This window comes from Mycolicibacterium chitae (assembly GCF_900637205.1).
GTDB lineage: Bacteria > Actinomycetota > Actinomycetes > Mycobacteriales > Mycobacteriaceae > Mycobacterium > Mycobacterium chitae.
The window spans coordinates 1,027,917-1,049,108 of sequence record NZ_LR134355.1; the positions used below are offsets into that span (position 1 = coordinate 1,027,917).

Consider the following 21,192-nt stretch of genomic DNA (forward strand, 5'->3'; position numbering starts at 1 on the left):
TTTTTCGTGTGCGGGGTGCACCGGGAAATCAGGAGAGGCGCTCCAGCACCATCGCCATGCCCTGGCCGCCGCCGACGCACATCGACTCGATGCCCAGCGACTTGTCCTGGGTGGTCAGGTTGTTCAGCAGGGTCGCGGTGATCCGCGCGCCGGTCATCCCGAACGGGTGGCCCAACGCGATGGCGCCACCGGAGATGTTGAGCTTGTCCTCGTCCATGCCGAGTTCGCGCGCCGAGCCGAGCACCTGGACGGCGAAGGCCTCGTTGATCTCGTAGAGGTCGATGTCGCTGATCGTCATCTTCGCGCCGGCCAGCGCTTTCTTCACGGCCTCGATGGGGCCGAGACCCATGATCTCCGGCGACAACCCGGACACACCTGTGGACACGACGCGGGCCAGCGGGGTCAGGCCCAGTTCCTTGGCCTTGGTGTCGCTCATGATGACCACGGCCGCGGCGCCGTCGTTGAGCGGGCAGGCGTTGCCCGCGGTGATCGTCCCATTGGGCCGGAAGACGGGCTTGAGCTGCGAGACGGCCTCGTAGGTGGTGCCGGCGCGGGGGCCGTCGTCGGTCGAGACCACGGTGCCGTCGGGAAGTGTCACCGGGGAGATCTCGCGCGCGAAGAACCCGCTCTTGATGGCCTCCTCGGCGCGGTTCTGGCTGCGCACACCCCAGCGGTCCTGATCCTCGCGGCTGATGCCGGTGTGCAGCGCGACGTTCTCGGCGGTCTGGCCCATGGCGATGTAGACGTCCGGGATGTTGCCGTCGTCGCGGGGGTCGTGCCACTCGTCGGCGCCCTCGGCCTGCTTGGCGGTGCGGGCCTGCGCCTCGGCGAACAGGGGGTTCTTCGAGTTCGGCGCCCCGTCGGCGGAACCGACCCCGAACCGCGACACCGTCTCCACGCCCGCGGAGATGAACACGTCGCCCTCGCCGGCCTTGATCGCGTGGAACGCCATCCGGGTGGTCTGCAGCGACGACGAGCAGTACCGGTTGACCGTGGTGCCGGGCATGAAGTCGTAACCGAGTTCGACGGCGACCGCCCGCGCGATGTTGTAGCCCGCCTCGCCCGCGGGCTGCGCACAGCCCATCATCAGATCGTCGACGTCGCGCGGATCCAACGAGGGCACCTTGTCCAGCGCCGCGCGGACCATCTGGGCGGCCAGGTCGTCAGGACGCATGGTGGCCAGCGATCCCTTGACGGCGCGACCGATCGGGGAGCGGGCGGTGGCGACGATGACAGCTTCGGGCATGACGTACTCCTAACACAGACGGGTTAGGTGCAAACGCTAACGCGCGGTGACGACCAGCGGCGCGGGCACCCCGGTGGTGCGGCGCGGCCAGCGGCGGGCCAGCAGCCGCAGTCGCGCGCCCAGCGAGCGGTTCTCGGCGCCCTCGGATTCCCACGGCAGCGCACCGGAATGCTCGCCGAGCGCGTAACACAGCGCCGGCAGCAGCTGCTGGGCCGCGAGCTCGTAGCCGGCCGCCGACGGGTGATAGCGGTCGTCGGAGAACAGCGACTCCGGATCCTTGAGGAACTCGGGCGACAACAGGTCGGCGAACGGCACCGGCACGCCCCCGGCCGCGCGCACCGCGGAGGCCTGCGCCCGCGCCAGCCACAGGCCGAGGCGGCGGGTCACCCAGCGCAGCGGCTGCGGAATCGCGGTGATGATGCCGAAGTCCGGGCAGGTGCCCACGATGACGACGGCACCGCTGGCGCACAGCCGTTTGACCGCGTCGCCGAGCCGCCGCGCCGACGCGCCGATGCCGTTGAGCGCGGTGATGTCGTTGGCGCCGATCATGATGACGGCCGCATCGGGCGGCGGGCCCGCCACGAACATCGCATCGACCTGACCGGACAGCCCCTTCGACGTGGCGCCCACAATCGCCTTGGTGTCGAGCCGGATTCGCTTACCCGACCGCTCGGCCAGCCCGCGGGCGAGCAGCACCCCGGGGACTTCCTCGGCGTCGTGGCAGCCGTAGCCGGTGGCCGTCGAGTCGCCGAAGACCATCAAATGCAGATCGAAGGGGACGTCGTGCTCCCAGCGCTCGACCGGTCCGCCGCTGGGCGCATAGACGCCGTCGGCCCGCGGCGGGATGTCCCACGACTTGGGGATGACCTGACGCGCCTGATCGGCCTGGCCGGTGAGCAGATTGCGCGCGCTCACCACGCCCACGCCCGTGGAAGCCAGAGCGCCCACTGCCGCCAATGCCAGCGTCGACCGACGCGATCCGCGTATGCCCACGGTGCCGAGCTTACTGGTGACGCTGAGGCTTCCCGGGATTGCTGGTGGCGTGCGTCGGAGCCCGCGGTCACGGCCGGATATCGGATGCGGTATCAATTCGACATCGTTGATTGTTAAAACTCTAAGAGATGACAAGCTAAGTTATCCGGACTGGCTGAACGCCAGCGAAACCCCGGGTAGACAGGCCACTACAACGACGTAGGGGAGTGTTGAAATGACGGCACCCAGCAAGGTTCACGGCCCATCCCGCGCGCATATCGGTGCTGGTAGCACCAGGCGTCCACGGAAATTTCCGGTCAGCGACGGCGCGCCCGTAGAGATCGTCGAAACCCAGACCAGCCTGCGAGCGCACCTCGCCTCATTGGCCTGCCGGGTTACGCTGCGGCCGGTGCTGGCAATCGGCAGCTACGTCCCGCACCTGCCGTGGCCGTTCGGCATCGTCGACCAGTTGGCGCGCACGCTGACGCCCAAGCCCGGCACGGTGCGCGCCACCGTCGAATTGCCGAACGCCGACGCCCTGCTGGTCCGCGCCCCGGGCGTGCTGCCGGCCGACGGCAAGCGGCGGGTCATCTTGTACATGCACGGCGGCGCGTTCCTGACGTGCGGGGTGCACTCGCACGGGCCCATCGGCATCTCCCTGTCGCAGTACGCGGACTCCCCGGTGCTGATGGTCAACTACCGCCTGATCCCCAAGCATTCGGTGGGCTCCGCGGTGGACGACTGCCGCGACGCCTACCAGTGGCTGCGGCTGCGCGGCTACTCCCCGGAGCAGATCGTGCTGGCCGGTGATTCGGCCGGTGGCTACCTGGCGATGACGCTGGCGCAGCGCCTGCAGGACGAGGGCGAGAAGCCCGCGGCCCTGGTCGCGATCTCGCCGCTGCTGCAACTGGCCAAGGAACCCAAGCAGGCCCACCCCAACATGCGGACCGACGCGATGTTCCCGCCGCGGGCGTTCGACGCGTTGGTCAGCCTGGTGGCCAAGGCCGCGGCCAAGCGCGTCGTCGACGGCGAGCCCGAACAGATCTACGAGCCGCTGGACCACATCGAGCCGGGACTGCCGCGGACCCTCATCCACGTGTCCGGCTCCGAGGTGCTGCTGCACGACGCCCGGCTGGCGGCGCGCCGGCTGGCGGCCGCGGGCGTACCGACCGAGGTCAGGGTGTGGCGCGGCCAGATCCACGACTTCCAACTCGGGGCGCCGCTGATCCCCGAGGCGACGCGGTCCCTGCGGCAGATCGGCGCCTACATCCGCGAGGCGACGGGCTAGCACCGGCAATTACCCGGGCTCTGCTGCCGTCGGAAACCGACTGGGCCAAGATAGAGGCATGCGGATCGCCCGGCACATCAGTGAACTCATCGGCAACACCCCACTGGTTCGGCTCAACTCGGTGGTCCCCGAGGGCGCCGGCACCGTCGTCGCCAAGATCGAGTACCTCAACCCCGGCGGCAGTTCCAAGGACCGCATCGCCATCAAGATGATCGATGCCGCCGAGGCCAGCGGTGCGCTCAAGCCCGGCGGCACCATCGTCGAGCCGACGTCCGGCAACACCGGTGTGGGCCTGGCGCTGGTGGCCCAGCAGCGCGGCTACAAGTGCATCTTCGTGTGCCCCGACAAGGTCAGCGAGGACAAGCAGGACGTCCTGCGCGCGTACGGCGCGGAGGTGGTGGTCTGTCCGACGGCGGTGCCGCCCGAGCATCCCGACAGCTACTACAGCGTCTCCGACCGGCTGGTCGAGGAGATCGACGGCGCCTGGAAGCCCGATCAGTACTCGAACCAGATGGGTCCGGAAAGTCATTACGAGACAACGGGTCCGGAGATCTGGGCGGACACCGACGGCAAGCTCACCCACTTCGTGGCCGGCGTCGGCACCGGCGGGACCATCACCGGCGCGGGGCGCTACCTCAAGGAAGTCTCCCAGGGCCGCGAGGGCGGGCCGGTCAAGGTCGTCGGCGCCGATCCGGAGGGGTCGGTGTACTCCGGCGGCACCGGGCGGCCCTACCTGGTCGAGGGCGTCGGCGAGGACTTCTGGCCGCAGGCCTACGACCCCAAGGTTCCCGACGAGATCATCGCGGTCTCCGACGCCGACTCCTTCGAGATGACGCGGCGGCTGGCCCGCGAGGAGGCGCTGCTGGTCGGCGGATCCTGCGGGATGGCCGTCGTCGCCGCCATCGAGGCGGCCGTGAAGGCCGGCCCCGACTCGCTGGTGGTCGTGCTGCTGCCCGACGGCGGCCGCGGCTACCTGTCGAAGATCTTCAACGACGAGTGGATGTCGTCCTACGGCTTCCTGCGCAGCCGGCTGGACGGCTCCACCAACGAACCCACCGTGGGCGACGTGCTGCGCGGCAAGTCCGGCCTGCTGCCGGCGCTGGTGCACACCCACCCGTCGGAAACCGTGCGCGACGCCATCGGCATCCTGCGCGAGTACGGCGTCTCGCAGATGCCCGTCGTCGGTGCCGAACCGCCGGTGATGGCCGGCGAGGTGGCCGGCAGCGTGTCCGAGCGCGAACTGCTCTCGGCGGTGTTCGAGGGCCGCGCGCACCTGGCGGATGCGGTCGCCAAGCACATGAGCCCGGCGCTGCCCCTGGTCGGTGCCGGTGAGCTGGCCGTCGAGGCGGCCAAGGCCCTGCGCGACTGGGATGCGGTGATGGTGGTCGAGGACGGCAAACCCGCCGGCGTGCTGACCCGCAGCGACCTGCTGGGCTTCCTGTCCGACGGGAACGTGCGGCGGTAGCGGACTCGCCTGAATTGGCCCGGAATCGGGGCCGTTCTCGGGTAGCGTTAGGCCGTTTTGGCAGCAAATTTCATACTGGAAGGCGCTTCATGACTGAAAACCCGCCACCTCCGCCCGGCGGATATCCGCCGCCCCCGCCCGAGGGCAACTACCCGCCGCCACCCCCGGGCGGCTACCCGCCGCCGCCGCCGTCGGCCGGTGGCTACCCGCCCCCGCCGCCACCCGGCGGCTACCCCGCGCCGCCCCAGTTCGGCAGCTACCCGCCGCCGCCCGGCTTCGGCCCGCGGCCGTTCAACGTCGGCGAGGCGGTGACGTGGGCGTTCCACAAGTTCTCCAGGAACGCCGTGGCGCTGATCGTGGTGACGGTGATCGCGCTGGCCATCGTCAGCCTGGTGTCGATGATCTTCCAGGGGCTGTCGATGGTGGCCTCGCCGGACTCGGTCGACTACGAGTCCTACGACGCCGGTTTCAGCTTCTCGTCGACGGGCGACCTCAGCGCGACCGGCATCGTGGTGATGCTGATCGGCTACCTGGTGCTTCTCGTGGTCGGCGCGGCCGTCACCTCGGCCTATCTGGTGGGCGCCTTCGACATCGCCAACGGACGGCCGGTGACCATCGGTTCGTTCTTCCGCCCGCAGCGCATCGGCGCCTTCGCGGTCCTGAGTCTGCTGGTCGGTATCGCGACCGGGGTCACGGTGTTCGTGTGCACCGCGCTGCTGAGCATGGTGTCGCCGTTCCTGGGCATCCTCGGGATCATCCCCGGCCTGCTGGTGTCCATCCTGCTGCTGTTCTCCACCATGGCGCTGCTGGACCGCAATCTGCGCCCGGTGGACGCCATGAAGTTCAGCTTCGATCTGGTGAAGAACAACTTCGGTGCGGTGCTGCTGGTGTGGCTGGTCACCATCCTGCTGGCGATCGTCGGGGTGCTGCTGTGCTTCGTCGGCCTGTTGGTCGCGGTGCCGGTCATCGTGCTGCTCGAGGTCTACACCTATCGCAAGCTCAGCGGCGGAGAGGTGGCCCCCGCGCTGCCCTGACGGCCGGCCGGCCCGACTAGGTCCGATGGTCGGGCTCCTCCGCGGTTCGCTCCGCAGGCTCCGCGAGCCGCTGCGTCGGCCCGACTAGGTTGGTAGCCATGAGCGAGCAACGCAGTCGGGCCGACGCACACTCCTGGCAGGGGCTGGCCACCCGCGCCATTCACGCCGGATACCGGCCGGACCCGGCGACCGGGGCGGTCAACGCCCCCATCTACGCCAGTTCGACGTTCGCCCAGGACGGCGTCGGGAACCTGCGCGGCGGGTTCGAGTACGCCCGCACCGGTAACCCCACCCGCGCGGCGCTCGAGGCGTCGCTGGCCGCGGTGGAGGGCGGCACCTTCGGCCGCGCCTTCGCCTCCGGGATGGCGGCCACCGACTGCGTGCTGCGCGCGGTGCTGCGCCCCGGCGATCACCTCGTCATCCCCGACGACGCCTACGGCGGCACGTTCCGTCTGATCGACAAGGTGTTCGCGCACTGGGGGATCACCCACACCCCGGTGTCGTTGTCCGATCCGGACGCGGTGCGTGCCGCGCTGACGCCGCAGACCAAGCTGATCTGGATCGAGACGCCCACCAACCCGCTACTGTCGATCGCCGATATCGAGGCACTGTCGGCGATCGGCGCCGAGGCCGACGCAAAGGTTCTGGTGGACAACACCTTTGCCTCACCGGCGTTGCAGCAGCCGCTGTCGCTGGGCGCGCACATCGTGTTGCACTCGACCACCAAGTACATCGGCGGGCACTCCGATGTCGTCGGCGGCGCGCTGGTGACCGACGACGAGGAACTCGACACGGCCTTCGCGTTCCTGCAGAACGGTGCCGGCGCGGTGCCGGGGCCGTTCGACGCCTACCTCACCATGCGCGGCCTCAAGACGTTGGTGTTGCGGATGCAGCGGCACTCCGAGAATGCCGCGGCCGTGGCCGAATTCCTCGCCGAGCACGCCGCGGTCGAGAAGGTCTACTACCCGGGGTTGCCCGATCACCCCGGCCACGAGGTCGCCGCGCGGCAGATGTCCGGATTCGGCGGGATGATCTCGGTGCGGATGCGCGGCGGCATCGAGGCCGCCCGTCAACTGTGCGCCCGCACCGAGATCTTCATCCTGGCCGAGTCGCTCGGCGGGGTGGAGTCGCTCATCGAGCATCCGGGTGCCATGACGCACGCGTCGACGGCGGGTTCGCAACTCGAGGTGCCCGAGGACCTGGTGCGGCTGTCGGTCGGCATCGAGGACGTCGGCGACCTGATCGGCGATCTGCAGCAGGCCCTGGAGGACTGACGGGCCTCAGTGCAGCGCCGAGCACACCATCGCGGCGGTGACGGCGAGATTCACCTCGGCGAACTCGCTGTCGGTGGCAACCCAACTGCCACTGGCGATTTCGCCGACCCGATGATGCACCCACCGTCGGGCCCGGCCGTCGAACGAGAACAGTTCCTCGATCCCGTCGACGGCGTGCAGCAGGGTGATCAGCGCCGCGGTCGGCGGGGTGGGCGTGACGTCTCGAACCAGCGCGGCGAGTGTGCGGGAGCGCACCTGCAGCGCGCGGTTGCGATCCGTCAGCACCCACACGTGATCACGACGAAATCTCTTGGTGTACACCGGTGTTCGCCGCAGCTGTCCGGTGTGCTCCAGCTGGGTCAGCAGCCTGTCCTCGACCCGGCGCTGCAGCGCCGCGACGGCGGTCTTCGGGGTGACGGGTCGGCGGGCCAGTCGCTGCCAGGCCCAGCTTGAGGTGGGGTTGCCGTCGTCAGGACCCGCTTGCGCGATCAACCGTCCCTCCGGCACCGGCTCGTCGGGGGCGGCCGGGCGGAGCCGAAAGTCATAGGCCAGATCGAGCAGCACCGCCGCGGCCAGTAGCCGTCGACGGCGGGACGGGTCGAGAGCCGGTTTGGCTGCCGCGTTGTCCAGCAGCAGCAAAAGCAGCTCGTCGGCGATGACGGCCATGCGGCGAGGGTAATTCGACGGGCGCGTCAGCGCCCGACGGGCGGTCAGCCCCGGTACGGCTCGGCGCTGATCAGCGTGACCTTGACGGTGTTGCCGTTGGGCACGGTGTAGGTGCGGGTCTCGCCGACCTTCGCCTCGAGCAGCGCGCCGCCGAGCGGCGAACTGGGGGAGTACACCTCGAGCTCGCCGTCGTTGACGCCCTGCTCGCGGGTGCCGATCAGGAAGGTCTCGGTGTCCGACTCGTCGCCGTCGTAGTAGACCTTGACCACCGAGCCGGGCAGCGCGACGCCGGACTGGGTGGGCGCCTCGCCGACCTTGGCGTTGCTCAGCAGGTCCTGCAGCTGCCGGATGCGGGCCTCCTGCTGGCCCTGTTCCTCGCGGGCCGCGTGATAGCCACCGTTCTCGCGGAGGTCACCCTCCTCACGGCGGTCGTTGATCTCCGCCGCGATGACGGGACGGTTGGCGATCAGCTGGTCCAGCTCGGCCTTCAACCGGTCGTAAGAGTCCTGGGTCAGCCAGGTGACGTCGGTATCAGTCATGTCCTCGCGCTCCTCGAGTTGTTGGTCCGCGCTGTCCGCGTTGGCGATCTGCCTGTCGTCGTCGCTGCCGGGGCATGCGGGCTTCCGCGTGTATTGCCGTCTCAGAGCCGCGATCGACGCGCTAAAGAAGCAATACACGGTCCCAGCAGGAACCGTGTATGTGTGAAGCATACCACTGTGGCGTCGATCAGGCTTTACGGTTGCGATGCCGGCGGTTGGCCGGCGGGTCACCGAAATGCCGGTGCCGCGCGGTGCTCACCACGGTGCCCGAAGGTAGTCCGGAATGTCGGTTCCGCAACCGTAGGCGTCGCCTACCACGGGCGGGCGGGTGGTCTTCACCAGCGCTCTGACCTGCACTGTCTTCTCGGTCGAGGGTTCGACGAGCAGTTCGCGACGGCCGGTCTCGCTACCGTCGAGCGAGCGGCCCCGCACGATGCAGACCACCGGCTGTGACGGGTCCTCGCGGGTGACGCTGAGGGTCACCTCGACGGTCCGATCGTCGATCAGTTCGAAGCTGGCGAGTTCGCCCTTGACGTCGCTGGTGCCCAGGCGCTGGTAACCGGCCCACGCGATCAACAGGCCCAGGGCGACGACCAGCACCGCCAGCACCGCGAGGACCGTGCGGCTCGGGCCGCGCCGCGGCTTGCCGTACCGGGATTCCGGACGGGCGGCGACGACGGTGGGCTCGGAAGGGTTCGCCATAGGTGTGGGGTACGTCTCTGCTGGGGGATCGGGTGTGGGTGACCGATGGCCGGAATGGGATCATGGCCACCGACACTTGAGAGTAATGCGTGCCCGAAGCGGGCCGCGAATGCAACGAGAACGAGCGAAGGCGCACGGTGACCGAACTGCGGCTGATGGCGGTGCACGCCCATCCGGACGATGAGTCCAGCAAGGGTGCTGCCACGACCGCGCGCTACGCCGCCGAGGGGCACCGGGTGATGGTCGTGTCGCTGACCGGCGGCGAGCGCGGCGACATCCTGAACCCGGCGATGGATCTGCCGGACGTGCACGGTCGCATTGCCGAGATCCGCCGTGATGAGATGGCCAAGGCCGCCGAGATCCTCGGGGTCGAACACACCTGGCTGGGATACGTAGACTCGGGACTGCCGGAAGGCGATCCGCTGCCCCCGCTGCCGGAAGGGTGTTTTGCGTTGGTGCCGCTCGAGGAAGCGACCGAGCGACTGGTCAAGGTGATCAGGGAGTTCCGCCCGCACGTGATGACCACGTACGACGAGAACGGCGGCTACCCGCACCCCGACCACATCCGCTGCCACCAGGTGTCGGTCGCGGCCTACGAGGCGGCCGGCGACCACCACCGATTCCCGGACGCCGGCGAGCCCTGGGACGTGCTCAAGCTCTACTACAACCACGGTTTCCTGCGGCAGCGGATGCAGCTGCTGCAGGACGAGTTCACCAACCACGGCCGGGTCGGCCCCTTCGAGAAGTGGCTGAAGCACTGGGACCCGGACAACGACGTGTTCGCCAACCGGGTGACCACCCGGGTCGAATGCGCGGAGTACTTCGAACAGCGTGACGACGCCCTGCGCGCGCACGCCACCCAGATCGACCCGGTGGGCGACTTCTTCACCGCCCCCATCGAGTGGCAGCAGCGGCTGTGGCCCACCGAGGAGTTCGAATTGGCGCGTTCGCGGGTCCCGGTCACCCTGCCGGAGACCGATCTGTTCGCGGGGATCGAACCGGAGACCAAATCATGACGACCGTGCTGCTGGCCGGGATGACGCTGCTGGCCCAGGAGGGACCGCGCAACACCGGTCCGGATTTCGGTAAGGCCAGTCCGTTCGGGCTGCTGATCGTGGTGCTGCTGCTGATCGGCACGTTCGGTCTGGTGTGGTCGATGAACCGGCACCTCAAGAATCTGCCGGAGTCGTTCGACCCCGAGCACCCCGAACCCGACCAGGCCGTCGACGAGGGCACCGCCGCGATCGTCCTCGACCACCCCGTCGGCGACGAACCCCGGGAGTCCGGTGGTCAACCGCCTGGCTGACGCCACCAGTCCCTACCTCCGCCAGCACGCCGACAACCCGGTGCACTGGTGGGAGTGGACACCGGAGGCTCTGGCCGAGGCCGCGCGCCGCGATGTGCCGATCCTGCTGTCGATCGGTTACGCCGCCTGTCACTGGTGCCACGTGATGGCCCACGAATCCTTCGAGGACGACGCGGTGGCCGCGGCGATGAACGCCGGTTTCGTGTGCATCAAGGTCGATCGCGAGGAACGCCCCGACCTCGACGCGGTCTACATGAACGCCACCGTGGCGTTGACCGGTCAGGGCGGCTGGCCCATGACCTGCTTCCTCACCCCGGACGGGCGGCCTTTCTTCGCCGGCACCTACTACCCGAAAGAGCAGTTTCTGCAGTTGCTTTCGGCGGTCGAGGACACCTGGCGTTCGCGGCGCGACGAGGTCGAACAGGCCTCCGACCAGATCTCCGGCGAGTTGCGCAAGATGGCGAGCGCGCTGCCGGCCGAGGGGCCGCCGGTGTCGGCGCAACTGTGCGATGCCGCGGTGGCCGCGGTGCTCGCCGACGAGGACACCGTGCGCGGTGGCTTCGGTGGCGCGCCGAAGTTCCCGCCGGCGGGGTTGCTGGAGGCCCTGCTGCGCCACTACGAGCGCACCGGTTCGGCGCAGGCACTCGCCGCGGTGCAGCGTGCCGGTGCGGCCATGGCGCGCGGCGGTATCCACGATCAGCTGGCCGGTGGCTTTGCCCGCTACAGCGTCGACAACGCCTGGGTGGTACCGCATTTCGAGAAGATGCTGTACGACAATGCCCTGTTGTTGCGGGCCTACGCGCACTGGGCGCGTCGCACCGCCGATCCGCTGGCGCGGCGGGTGGCCGGGCAGACCGCGGACTTCCTGCTGCGCGACCTGTCGGCCGACGGCATGTTCTTTTCCTCGCTGGACGCCGACGCCGACGGCAGCGAGGGCTCGACCTACGTGTGGACCCCCGAACAGCTGACCGCCGTCCTCGGACCCGACGACGGGCGATGGGCCGCAGAGGTTTTCGCCGTCACCCCGGCGGGCACCTTCGAAGGTGGCGCCTCGGTGCTGCAGCTGCCGGCCGACCCCGAGGACACCGGGCGACTGCGGCGGGTCAGCGCGGCGCTGCTGGCCGCCCGCGCCGAGCGCGTGCAGCCGGGCCGCGACGCCAAGGTGGTCACCGCGTGGAACGGGCTGGCCATCACCGCGCTCGCCGACGCCGCCGTCGCGCTGGAGCGTCCGGACCTGCTCGAGGCCGCGGCGCGCTGCGCCCGCGCGGTGCTGGACCTGCACCTGGTGGACGGGCGGCTGCGTCGCGCCGGCCTCGGCGGGCAGGTGGGGGACAGCGCGGCCATCCTGGAGGATTACGCGGCCCTGGCGACCGGCCTGCTGACGCTGTATCAGCTGACCGCGCAGCAACATTGGCTGGATTCGGCGGCGGGACTGATCGACACGGCGCTGGCGCATTTCGGCGATCCGGAGCGTCCGGGCCGCTGGTTCGACACCGCCGACGACGCCGAGCGACTGGTGCTGCGTCCCTCGGACCCGATCGACGGGGCCACCCCCGCCGGGGCCTCGCTGCTGGCCGAGGCGCTGCTGACCGCCGCGCATCTGGTCGACGGCGGCCGCGCCGGGCGCTATCTGCGTGCGGCCACCGAGACCCTCGCGGTGCATACCCCGGTGCTGGCGCGCGCCGCCCGCTCGGCCGGGCACTGGCTGGCGGTGGCCGAGGCCGCGGTGCGCGGTCCGCTGCAGATCGCCGTGGCCGTCGACGCGCCGGACTCCGCACTGCTGGCCGCCGCGCGCCGGCTGGCCCCGGGCGGCACCGTCGTCGTCGGCGGTGCGGTGGACTCCTCGGAACTGCTCGCGGGACGGGACCGGGTCGGCGGCGCGGACGCCGCCTACGTGTGCCGCGGGACGGTCTGCGACCTGCCGGTGACCGACGTCCGGGAACTCGCTGCCGCGCTCGAGGCGTCCGTGTAGCGTAGCGGCCCATGAGCTTTGAGCCGGACGAACTGAAGGCCTTCGTCACCCGCTACCTGGACACGGTGGTCAACGGCAGCGCCGAGGACGTCGCCGCGCTGTACGCCGAGGACGCGACCCTGGAGGATCCGGTGGGCGGCGGCGAGGTGCACATCGGGCGCCAGGCCATCGCCGGCTTCTACAAGAACACCGACGGCCTCGAGATCGGCACCGAGTTGTTGACCTTCCGCGCCGGCGGGCACGAGGCCGCGTTCGTGTTCGCGATCACCGTGGGCACCATGCGCATCGAGCCCATCGAGGTGATGACCTTCAACAGCGACGGACAGATCACGGCGATGAAGGCCTACTGGGGCCCCGCCGACGTCGTCCAGCAGTAGCGGTCCGTCAGAAGACGGCGAACCACATCGCGATGTAGTGGCAGATCGCCGCGACCGCGGTGCACGCGTGGAAGAACTCGTGATGGCCGAAGGTCTGCGGCCACGGGTCCGGCCACTTCAGCGCATAGAGCACGCCGCCAATCGAATACAGTGCGCCGCCCACGATCAGCAACACCACTGCGGCCACACCCGCGCCCTGCATGATCGGGCCGATGAACCACGCCGCGACCCAGCCCAACAGGATGTAGAGCGGCACCCCGACCCAGCGCGGGGCCGCCGGCCACAGCATCTTCAGCGCCACCCCGGCCAGCGCACCGCCCCAGACGATCCAGAACAGCAGCCAGCCGTCGCTGTGCGGTAGCGCCAGCAGCGCGAACGGTGTGTAGCTGCCCGCGATGAAGATGAAGATCATCGAGTGGTCCAGGCGCTTCATCCACTTGCGCGCGGTCTCGGATTTCCAGTTCACCCGGTGATAGGCGCCGCTGACGGTGAACATCGCCACGCTGGTGAACGTGTAGAGCAGGGTGGCGATGCCGGCCCGCGTCGACTCGACCGACCAGGACACCGCCACCAGGGTGATGCCGGCGATGGCGGCGACGACGGCCGAGTACACATGGATCCAGCCCCGGGCGCGCGGCTTGCCGAAGAACTCGACGACGCCGTCGACGACCGCCTCGGGAAAGTCCTCGGCCAGATCGATTTGTGTGATCGCTCTGCGACGGAGACCCTCGTCGGCCTTGCCGTCGGAAGGAGCACTCATGTCGTTCTCCGTATCCGCTCCCAGCTGTCCGGATCGTATGGGGTTCACCCCGACTCACAGTAGTCTGATTTGTCGTGGACATCATTCCCCCGCGACTCAAAGAGCCGGTGTATCGGCTGTATGAGATGCGGCTCAAGCACGACCTGACGCGCTCGCGATCACAGCTGCCGCGCCACATCGCCGTGCTGTGCGACGGCAATCGACGTTGGGCCCGTGACGCGGGGTACGACGACGTCAGTGTCGGCTACCGGATGGGTGCGGCGAAGATCGCCGAGATGCTGCGCTGGTGCCAGAAGGCCGGCATCGAGGTGACCACGGTGTACCTGCTGTCCACCGAGAATCTGCAGCGCGACCCCGCGGAGTTGGCCGCGCTCATCGAGATCATCACCGAGGTGGTCGAGGAGATCTGCGCACCCGCCAACCGGTGGAGCGTGCGGACCGTCGGCGACCTCGGGTTGCTGGGCGAGGAGACGGCCCGCCGGCTGCGCCAGGCCGTCGACTCCACCAATGCCTGCGCGCAGGACACCTCGTTCCAGGTCAACGTCGCCGTCGGCTACGGCGGCCGGCAGGAGATCGTCGAGGCGGTGCGCGGGCTGCTGTCCAAGGAGTTGGCCAACGGCGTCACCGGCGAGGCGCTGGTCGACGCCGTCACCGTCGACGCCATCTCGGAGAATCTCTACACCTCCGGTCAGCCCGACCCGGACCTGGTGATCCGCACCTCCGGCGAGCAGCGGCTGTCGGGCTTCCTGCTGTGGCAGAGCGCGTATTCGGAGATGTGGTTCACCGAGGCGCACTGGCCGGAGTTCCGCCGGGTCGACTTCCTGCGCGCGCTGCGCGACTACACCGCCCGGCATCGGCGCTTCGGGGCCTGAGCCATGGTGGGGCTCTCGGCGGTGGTGTTCGCGCTGAGTTGGTGGCTCGGGCTCTATCTGCTGGCCCGCGATCCGCGCAAACCGGTGCTGGTGCTGGCCGCCGTCGGGCTGTGCGGTTTCGCCGCGGTGGTGGCCCTGGACGCGGTGCGGGTGGCCGACGTCGGCCGCGTCGAGTTGCTCAGCCAGATCGAGATCTTCCTGGTGGCCGTCCCGGGCGTGGCCTGGTTCGCCGTGCTGCTGGAGTTGGCACGCTCCGGCGAGCAGTGGCGCAGCCGATCCGCCGAGATCGCCGCCGTCGTCGCGGTGGCGGTCCTGGCGCTGGTGGGTGCCGCGCTGGCCGGCGGTGTCGAGGGACCGCTGCGGTTCGGCCACTGGCTGATGTTCGCGGTGATCTCGGTGGCGTCGCTGTCGGCCATGGTGCGCGCCGTGCTGCGCCGGCCGCGGCCGGGTTCGGTGGTGGGCGTCGTGGTGGTCGCCACGCTGTTCTTCGCGCTGGCCAACGCCATCGTGATCATCCCGCTGGGGCTGGTGCCCAGCGGATTAGCACTGGCGGCAACGGGATTCGACGTGCTGCTGCTGGGCGTCGCGGTGGCCCTGTGGGACGCGTTCGACGAGGGTCAGGCCCTGAAGGCCGACATGCTGCGCTCGTTCGTCGGCACCGTGCTGGTCGCCGGGATCTTCGGCGGGCAGGCGTTGATCGGGCTGGCCGTCATCGGTCCCGACGGGCGCGGCGTGGTGACCGTGCTGTTGTTCACCAGCCTGGCCGTCGCGATAGCGATCAACGTGCTGGCCGATCCGCTGGCCGGGCTGCTGGACCGGCTGGCGTTCGCCCCGGCGCTGCGCGCGGATCGCGCGGCGCTGCGCGGCACCGAGGCTGCCCTTCCACTGCGGGCCGACAACCCGCTCGACGACCTCGACGACGACGCCTTCGCCCGGGTGACGCGACGCGCGCTGGGCCACTACGGCGATCTGACCAAGCTGGTCGCCAGCCCGCTGACCGCGCTACCGGTGATCGACGAGCGGCTGGCCGCCCGCGGGGCGCCCGATGCGCCGCTGGAGCGGGCCAACGAACTCAAGGCGGTACTGGCCGACCGGATCGCGGCACTCAAGCCCCGCGACGGCGGCGACTTCGGCACCACCGACCAGTGGCGCTACTACAACTCGCTGTACTTCCCGTACGTCGTCGGGGTGCGGGCCTATGCGCAGAGCGCGACGGCCGCCGGCCTGGATCCGGTGGCGCGGCAGGCGTGGCAGTGGTTCGTCACCGAGGTGCCGCAGCGCTCGCTGCACAACTGGCAGAACGCGGCGGCCCGGGTGATCGCCGCCGACCTGCGCTCCGCTCCGGGCGATTTCGGTGCGCTGGGTTGCGGTGAGCGCGCCCGCGCGCACCCGAATCACTGAGTTTGGCAGTGCTTGGCAGCGCCGCGTATCGATCTGGCAGTGCCCGCTGAGCAGCATCGATGGTGTCCGAACCGCATCTCACCCGAGTAGGAGCACATCGATGACTGCCACCACCGCCGGCTCGCCCCGGCTCCACACCGACGACGCCCCGCTGCGCCTGGCCCTGCGTCTGGACGCCGTCCCGACCGGGGTGATCGGGTTGGCCATCGCGGTCTTCGCCGGCCCGCTGGCCTCGCTGAGCGGGCTGACGCCCACCATCACCTTCGTCGTCGGCACCGTGCTGGTGCTCTACGGCGCGGTCGTCTTCGCGCTGGCGCGACTGCGCGAGGTGCGCACCGCCGGCATCGGCGTGATCGTCGCCAACGTGGCCTGCACCGTCGGCGTCGTGGTGGTGGTCGTGGCGGGCCTGGCCCCGCTGACCGGCATCGGTATCGCGGCCGCGCTGGCGTGCGCCGCCTACACCGCGTTCTTCGCGGGTCTGCAGTACTTCGGAGTGCGCCGTCTGGCGTGATTCCGGCCGCCCGGTGCGGTGGCGTGACGCCGTTGGAGGTTGCGGCTGAACGCCCCGCACCGGTTCTGCCTGTTTCAGAGCTTGCGCAGCCGCAGCCGGTTGATCGAATGATCGGAGTCCTTGCGCAGCACGAGGGTGGCGCGCGGACGCGTCGGCAGGATGTTCTCGATGAGGTTGGGCCGGTTGATCGAATGCCAGATGTCGCGCGCGGCGAAGACGGCCTGCTCGTCGGTCAACGTCGAATAGCTGTGGAAGTGCGACTGCGGGTTGGCGAACGCCCCGGCGCGCATCGACAGGAACCGCGACACGTACCACTGCTCGATGTCCTCGATGCGGGCGTCGACGTACACCGAGAAGTCGAACAGGTCCGACACCATCAGGGTGGGGCCGGTCTGCAGGACGTTGAGGCCCTCGAGCACCAGGATGTCGGGGTGGCGGACCATCTGCTTCTCGCCGGGAATGATGTCGTAGAGCAGGTGCGAGTACACCGGCGCGCAGGCCACCTCGGCGCCGGACTTCACCGTCGTGACGAACCGCATCAGCGCGCGACGGTCATAAGACTCCGGAAAGCCTTTGCGGTGCATGATGTTCCGCCGGGACAGCTCGGCATTGGGATACAGGAAGCCGTCGGTGGTGACCAGATCCACCTTGGCGTGATTGCCCCACCTGGCCAGCAGCGCCTGCAGCACACGCGCGGTGGTGGACTTGCCCACGGCCACGCTGCCGGCCACGCCGATGATGAACGGCACCGGGCGGTCCGGGTTCTGGTCCGATTCGCCGAGGAACTCCGCCGTCGCGGCGAACAGACGCTGGCGCGCGGCCACCTGCAGATGGATGAGTCGGGCCAGCGGCAGATAGACCTCTTCGACCTCAAGCAGATCCAACTGCTCGCCCAGGCCACGCAGCCCCAGGACCTCTTCCTCGGTCAACTTGAGCGGCGTCGACATACGCAGCGCTCGCCATTGCTTTCGGTCGAACTCCACGTACGGGCTCGGCTCGCTCAGCCGCGACATGGCCTCAAGTCTTGCAGCACTGGTCACGACGTGTGCGTGTGGGTGGCGTCCAACACGGGTGCGGCTACCGTTGAGCGATATGGAACCCGCCTCGTTGATCCGCGAGTATCTGTTGCTGGGCCTGCGCTTCGACCGCATCGAAGAGGGCTACGTGGACTCGTTCACCGGCGACCCCGCGCTGCGCCACCAGGTTGCCGACGAGCCCGCACCGGACGCCGCCGACCTGTCCCGGCAGGCCCGACGCCTGCTGGCCGCGTTGCCCGAGGTGCCGCGTCGCGACGGGTTCGACGAGACCCGCGCCGCCTATCTGGGCGCCCACCTGCGCGCGCTGGAATGCGCGGCCCGCAAGTTCGCCGGGACCGACGTCGGCTTCGTCGACGAGGTCCGCGCCTACTTCGACGTCGACATCACCAAGGGCGATCAGGACCGCTACCGCGAGGCGCACGCCCGGCTCGACGAGGTGCTGGGCGGCACCGGCCCGCTCGTCGACCGGATGGAGGCCGACCGGCGCGCCGACGAGATCCCCCCGGAGCGCCTCGGCGAATGCATCGCGGCGTTCTCCAGCGCGCTGCGCGACCGGGTGCGCGCGGAGTTCCCGCTGCCCGAGGCCGAGACCATCGACTACGAGATCGTCACCGACAAGCCCTGGTCGGGGTTCAACTACTACCACGGGGACTACCGCTCGACGGTGGCCGTCAATGCCGACCTCAAGCAGCAGATGGCCAACCTGCCGTCGCTGGTGGCCCACGAGTCCTACCCGGGCCACCACACCGAGCACTGCCGCAAGGAGGCCGGGCTGGTCGAGGGCCTCGATCAGCAGGAACAGACCATCTTCCTGGTCAACACGCCCCAGTGCCTGATGGCCGAGGGGCTGGCCGACCTGGCGCTCTACGCCGCGATCGGTCCGGAATGGGGCAGCTGGGCCGCGGAGATCTACGCCGACCTGGGCCTGCGGTTCGACGCCGAACGCGCCCAGGCGATCTCGGCGGCCCGCGCCACGCTGGCCGATGTGCGCCAGGACGCCGCGCTGATGCTGCACGACGAGCACCGCGACCTCGACGACGTCGTCGCCTACGTACGGCGCTGGTTGCTGGTCGACGAGACCCGCGCCCGGCAGATGATGCGGTTCTTGTCCTCGCCTTTGTGGCGGGCCTACACCAGCACCTATGTCGAGGGTTATCGGTTGTTGCGGCCCTGGCTGGACGACCGGCCGGAGGGGGTGAGCCTGACCCAGCGGTTCGGTCGCCTGCTCGACGAGCCGCTGATCCCGTCGACCCTGCGCGCCGCGGCCTGAGCGGGCGAGTTTGGTCGCCCGGGGCCGCGGTTTAGGCTTGGGCCATGACTGCAGATTCCACCGTTTCCAGCTCGACCGCCGCCCCGGGTGCGGAGTACGCGGCGACCGCGAGCGCCGCGTACCGCGCCGCGCTCGAGGTCATCGAGTCGGTGGAGCCCCGCGTCGCCGCGGCCACCCGCAAGGAACTGGCCGATCAGCGTGACTCGCTCAAGCTGATCGCCAGCGAGAACTACGCGTCGCCGGCGGTGCTGCTGACCATGGGGACCTGGTTCTCCGACAAGTACGCCGAGGGCACCGTCGGGCACCGCTTCTACGCGGCCTGCCAGAACGTCGACACCGTCGAGGCGCTGGCCGCCGAGCATGCCCGCGAGCTGTTCGGCGCGCCCTACGCCTACGCCCAGCCGCACTCCGGCATCGATGCGAACCTGGTGGCCTACTGGGCCATCCTGGCCACCCGGGTCGAGGCGCCGGGCCTGGCCGAACTGGGCGCCAAGCACGTCAACGACCTGTCCGAGGCGGACTGGGAGAAGCTGCGGGCCAAGCTGGGCAACCAGCGGCTGCTGGGCATGTCCCTGGACACCGGCGGTCACCTCACGCACGGCTTCCGGCCCAACATCTCCGGCAAGATGTTCCACCAGCGGCAGTACGGGACGGATCCGGCTACTGGCTTTATCGACTACGACGCCGTCGCCGCGGCCGCCCGCGAGTTCAAGCCGCTGGTGCTGGTCGCCGGCTACTCGGCCTACCCGCGCCGGGTGAACTTCGCCAAGATGCGCGAGATCGCCGACGAGGTGGGCGCCACCCTGATGGTCGATATGGCGCACTTCGCCGGTCTGGTCGCCGGCAAGGTCTTCACCGGCGACGAGGACCCGGTGCCGCACGCGCACGTCACCACCACCACGACGCACAAGTCGCTGCGTGGTCCGCGCGGCGGGTTGGTGCTGGCCACCGAGGAGTACGCGCCGGCCGTCGACAAGGGCTGCCCGATGGTGCTCGGCGGCCCGCTGTCGCACGTGATGGCGGCCAAGGCCGTCGCGTTGGCCGAGGCCCGTCGCCCCGAGTTCCGCACCTACGCCCAGGCCGTCGCCGACAACGCGCAGGCGCTGGCCGACGGCTTCGTCAAGCGCGACGCGGGCCTGGTCACCGGCGGCACCGACAACCACCTGGTGCTGCTGGACGTGACGTCGTTCGGGCTGACCGGCCGTCAGGCCGAGTCCGCGCTGCTCGACGCCGGCATCGTCACCAACCGGAACGCGATCCCGGCCGACCCGAACGGCGCCTGGTACACCAGCGGCATCCGGCTGGGCACGCCCGCGCTGACCACCCGCGGCTTTGGCGCCGACGACTTCGATCGGGTGGCCGAACTCGTGGTCGACGTGCTGAAGAACACAACACCATCGGGCGGCGCGGCAGGTTCCGTATCCAAGGCCAAGTACACCCTGGCCGACGGCACCGCCGAGCGGGTGCACGCCGCGGCGGCCGAGCTGCTCGACGCCAACCCGCTGTACCCCGGGTTGACGCTGTAGCGCCGGGCTGCGGGGGACACGGCGGGGCGATTTTAAGAAACATGTGAACTCGGGTTACAGTTAGTTTTATGGCTGAGTTCCCCATTGCCAACGCCTTGACCCTCGAGCTGGAGCCGGTGGTCGCAGAGAACCTGCAGCGTCACCTGGACACCGCCGAAGAGTGGTTCGCCCACGACTACGTGCCGTTCGAACAGGGCGAGAACTTCGCGTTCCTGGGCGGCCGGGACTGGGAGCCCTCGCAGCAGACGCTGCCGCAGCACGTCGTCGACGCCTGCGAGATCCTGCAGATCACCAAGGACAACCTCGCCGGGTATCACCGCGAACTCGTCGAGCACTTCATCCTGGAGTGGAAGTGGGGCCGGTTCATCGGCCGCTGGACCGCCGAGGAACACCTGCACGCCATCGTGATGCGCAACTACCTGGTGGTCACCCGCAACTTCGACCCGACCGCCAACGAGGACGTCCGCGTCGACCACGTGATGAACAAGGGCTACCGGGCCAGTTCCTTCACCCAGATCGAGACCCTGGTCTTCATGGCGCTCTTCGAGCGCAGCTTCGCGGTGTTCTGCCGGCGTACGGCCGAGCAGACCGAGGAGCCCATCCTGAAGTCGCTGCTGAACCGGATCGCCGTCGACGAGGAACGCCACGAGGTGTTCTTCGCCAACCTGGTGCGCTGGTGTGTGCAGTACGACGAGGCCGAGACGATCGCGGCGGTCGCGCGGCGCGCCAAGGAACTGCAGGTTCCGGGCGCCGACATCGACGCCTTCGCCGGCAAGGTCGCCAACGTCGCCGAGGCCGGGATCTTCGGCCCCGAGCAACTGCGCCAGGTGATCTCCGACGAAATCACCGCCTTCGGGCTGGACGACCGCGAAGAACTCCGCGAGTTCATCTGCGCGTAACCGCGTTTCGGCGCGCCTGCAGCCTCGCAATGGCGTTGCGGGAGTAGCGTCGTTGGCGATGGCTAGCGACATGCT

The 21,192-nt window shown here is 69.5% G+C and carries 21 protein-coding genes; 14 read left to right on the plus strand and 7 right to left on the minus strand.

The genetic code is table 11. From position 1 onward, the window contains the following. Positions 1-28: 28 nt before the first annotated feature. Positions 29-1,246, minus strand: coding sequence for an acetyl-CoA C-acetyltransferase (locus EL338_RS04970; protein ID WP_126332709.1), 1,218 nt, complete (start codon positions 1,244-1,246; stop codon positions 29-31). A gap of 36 nt (positions 1,247-1,282) precedes the next feature. Then, the gene (locus EL338_RS04975) at positions 1,283-2,239 is read right to left on the minus strand and encodes an SGNH/GDSL hydrolase family protein (protein ID WP_126332710.1); all 957 of its coding nucleotides are present in this window, start codon (positions 2,237-2,239) and stop codon (positions 1,283-1,285) included. Positions 2,240-2,453: 214 nt separating this feature from the next. Between EL338_RS04975 and EL338_RS04980 the strand changes: the two genes are divergently transcribed. From EL338_RS04980 to EL338_RS04995, 4 genes are all read left to right on the plus strand, one after another. After that, on the plus strand, positions 2,454-3,506 hold the full coding sequence (locus tag EL338_RS04980) for an alpha/beta hydrolase (protein ID WP_126332711.1): 1,053 nt from the start codon (positions 2,454-2,456) through the stop codon (positions 3,504-3,506). Positions 3,507-3,564: 58 nt separating this feature from the next. Continuing rightward, positions 3,565-4,971, plus strand: coding sequence for a cystathionine beta-synthase (locus EL338_RS04985; protein ID WP_126332712.1), 1,407 nt, complete (start codon positions 3,565-3,567; stop codon positions 4,969-4,971). Between the two features lie 89 nt (positions 4,972-5,060). Then, positions 5,061-6,005 carry a DUF2189 domain-containing protein gene (locus EL338_RS04990; protein ID WP_126332713.1) on the plus strand — a complete coding sequence of 315 codons (945 nt, stop codon included), beginning with the start codon at positions 5,061-5,063 and terminating at the stop codon, positions 6,003-6,005. A gap of 98 nt (positions 6,006-6,103) precedes the next feature. Next, the gene (locus EL338_RS04995) at positions 6,104-7,279 is read left to right on the plus strand and encodes a cystathionine gamma-synthase (RefSeq protein WP_126332714.1); all 1,176 of its coding nucleotides are present in this window, start codon (positions 6,104-6,106) and stop codon (positions 7,277-7,279) included. A gap of 6 nt (positions 7,280-7,285) precedes the next feature. On the opposite strand, the gene EL338_RS05000 is transcribed toward EL338_RS04995, so the two are convergent. The 3 genes from EL338_RS05000 to EL338_RS05010 all read right to left on the minus strand — a co-directional run bounded on the left by EL338_RS05000 (position 7,286) and on the right by EL338_RS05010 (position 9,186). After that, entirely contained in the window at positions 7,286-7,945 is a 660-nt protein-coding gene (locus tag EL338_RS05000) for a GOLPH3/VPS74 family protein (protein WP_126332715.1), read from the minus strand. Between the two features lie 44 nt (positions 7,946-7,989). After that, complete coding sequence (gene greA / locus EL338_RS05005) at positions 7,990-8,484, minus strand: transcription elongation factor GreA (RefSeq protein ID WP_126332716.1); 495 nt, start codon at positions 8,482-8,484, stop codon at positions 7,990-7,992. A 255-nt stretch (positions 8,485-8,739) separates the two neighbouring features. Then, positions 8,740-9,186 (minus strand): DUF4307 domain-containing protein, encoded by a 447-nt coding sequence (locus tag EL338_RS05010; protein WP_126332717.1) that lies wholly within the window; start codon positions 9,184-9,186, stop codon positions 8,740-8,742. 137 nt (positions 9,187-9,323) lie between these two features. Between EL338_RS05010 and mca the strand changes: the two genes are divergently transcribed. The 4 genes from mca to EL338_RS05030 are packed head-to-tail and all read left to right on the plus strand — an operon-like array spanning position 9,324 to position 12,841. Next, complete coding sequence (mca, locus tag EL338_RS05015; protein WP_126332718.1) at positions 9,324-10,202, plus strand: mycothiol conjugate amidase Mca; 879 nt, start codon at positions 9,324-9,326, stop codon at positions 10,200-10,202. Next, positions 10,199-10,492, plus strand: a complete 294-nt coding sequence (locus EL338_RS05020) for a hypothetical protein (protein WP_126332719.1) — start codon at positions 10,199-10,201, stop codon at positions 10,490-10,492. The genes mca and EL338_RS05020 overlap by 4 nt, the downstream gene beginning before the upstream one ends. Then, on the plus strand, positions 10,473-12,464 hold the full coding sequence (locus EL338_RS05025) for a thioredoxin domain-containing protein (RefSeq protein WP_126332720.1): 1,992 nt from the start codon (positions 10,473-10,475) through the stop codon (positions 12,462-12,464). The genes EL338_RS05020 and EL338_RS05025 overlap by 20 nt, the downstream gene beginning before the upstream one ends. A gap of 11 nt (positions 12,465-12,475) precedes the next feature. Beyond that, positions 12,476-12,841 (plus strand): nuclear transport factor 2 family protein, encoded by a 366-nt coding sequence (locus EL338_RS05030; protein WP_126332721.1) that lies wholly within the window; start codon positions 12,476-12,478, stop codon positions 12,839-12,841. A gap of 7 nt (positions 12,842-12,848) precedes the next feature. On the opposite strand, the gene trhA is transcribed toward EL338_RS05030, so the two are convergent. Beyond that, on the minus strand, positions 12,849-13,601 hold the full coding sequence (gene trhA / locus EL338_RS05035; RefSeq protein WP_126332722.1) for a PAQR family membrane homeostasis protein TrhA: 753 nt from the start codon (positions 13,599-13,601) through the stop codon (positions 12,849-12,851). Positions 13,602-13,675: 74 nt separating this feature from the next. On the opposite strand from trhA, the gene EL338_RS05040 reads away from it, so the two are divergent. From EL338_RS05040 to EL338_RS05050, 3 genes are all read left to right on the plus strand, one after another. Further along, positions 13,676-14,473 carry a (2Z,6E)-farnesyl diphosphate synthase gene (locus tag EL338_RS05040; protein WP_126332723.1) on the plus strand — a complete coding sequence of 266 codons (798 nt, stop codon included), beginning with the start codon at positions 13,676-13,678 and terminating at the stop codon, positions 14,471-14,473. Between the two features lie 3 nt (positions 14,474-14,476). Beyond that, entirely contained in the window at positions 14,477-15,874 is a 1,398-nt protein-coding gene (locus tag EL338_RS05045; protein WP_126332724.1) for a hypothetical protein, read from the plus strand. A gap of 100 nt (positions 15,875-15,974) precedes the next feature. Beyond that, a complete protein-coding gene (locus EL338_RS05050; protein WP_126332725.1) occupies positions 15,975-16,385 on the plus strand; it encodes a hypothetical protein in 411 nt (136 codons plus the stop codon). Positions 16,386-16,459: 74 nt separating this feature from the next. On the opposite strand, the gene coaA is transcribed toward EL338_RS05050, so the two are convergent. Continuing rightward, the gene (coaA, locus tag EL338_RS05055; RefSeq protein WP_126332726.1) at positions 16,460-17,398 is read right to left on the minus strand and encodes a type I pantothenate kinase; all 939 of its coding nucleotides are present in this window, start codon (positions 17,396-17,398) and stop codon (positions 16,460-16,462) included. Between the two features lie 79 nt (positions 17,399-17,477). Between coaA and EL338_RS05060 the strand changes: the two genes are divergently transcribed. The 3 genes from EL338_RS05060 to EL338_RS05070 all read left to right on the plus strand — a co-directional run bounded on the left by EL338_RS05060 (position 17,478) and on the right by EL338_RS05070 (position 21,117). Next, positions 17,478-18,692: a DUF885 domain-containing protein gene (locus EL338_RS05060; protein WP_126332727.1), complete on the plus strand. Its 1,215-nt coding sequence runs from the start codon at positions 17,478-17,480 to the stop codon at positions 18,690-18,692. Positions 18,693-18,736: 44 nt separating this feature from the next. Then, positions 18,737-20,218, plus strand: a complete 1,482-nt coding sequence (locus tag EL338_RS05065; protein ID WP_126332728.1) for a glycine hydroxymethyltransferase — start codon at positions 18,737-18,739, stop codon at positions 20,216-20,218. A gap of 68 nt (positions 20,219-20,286) precedes the next feature. After that, the gene (locus EL338_RS05070) at positions 20,287-21,117 is read left to right on the plus strand and encodes an acyl-ACP desaturase (protein WP_126332729.1); all 831 of its coding nucleotides are present in this window, start codon (positions 20,287-20,289) and stop codon (positions 21,115-21,117) included. The last annotated feature ends 75 nt before the right edge of the window (positions 21,118-21,192 follow it).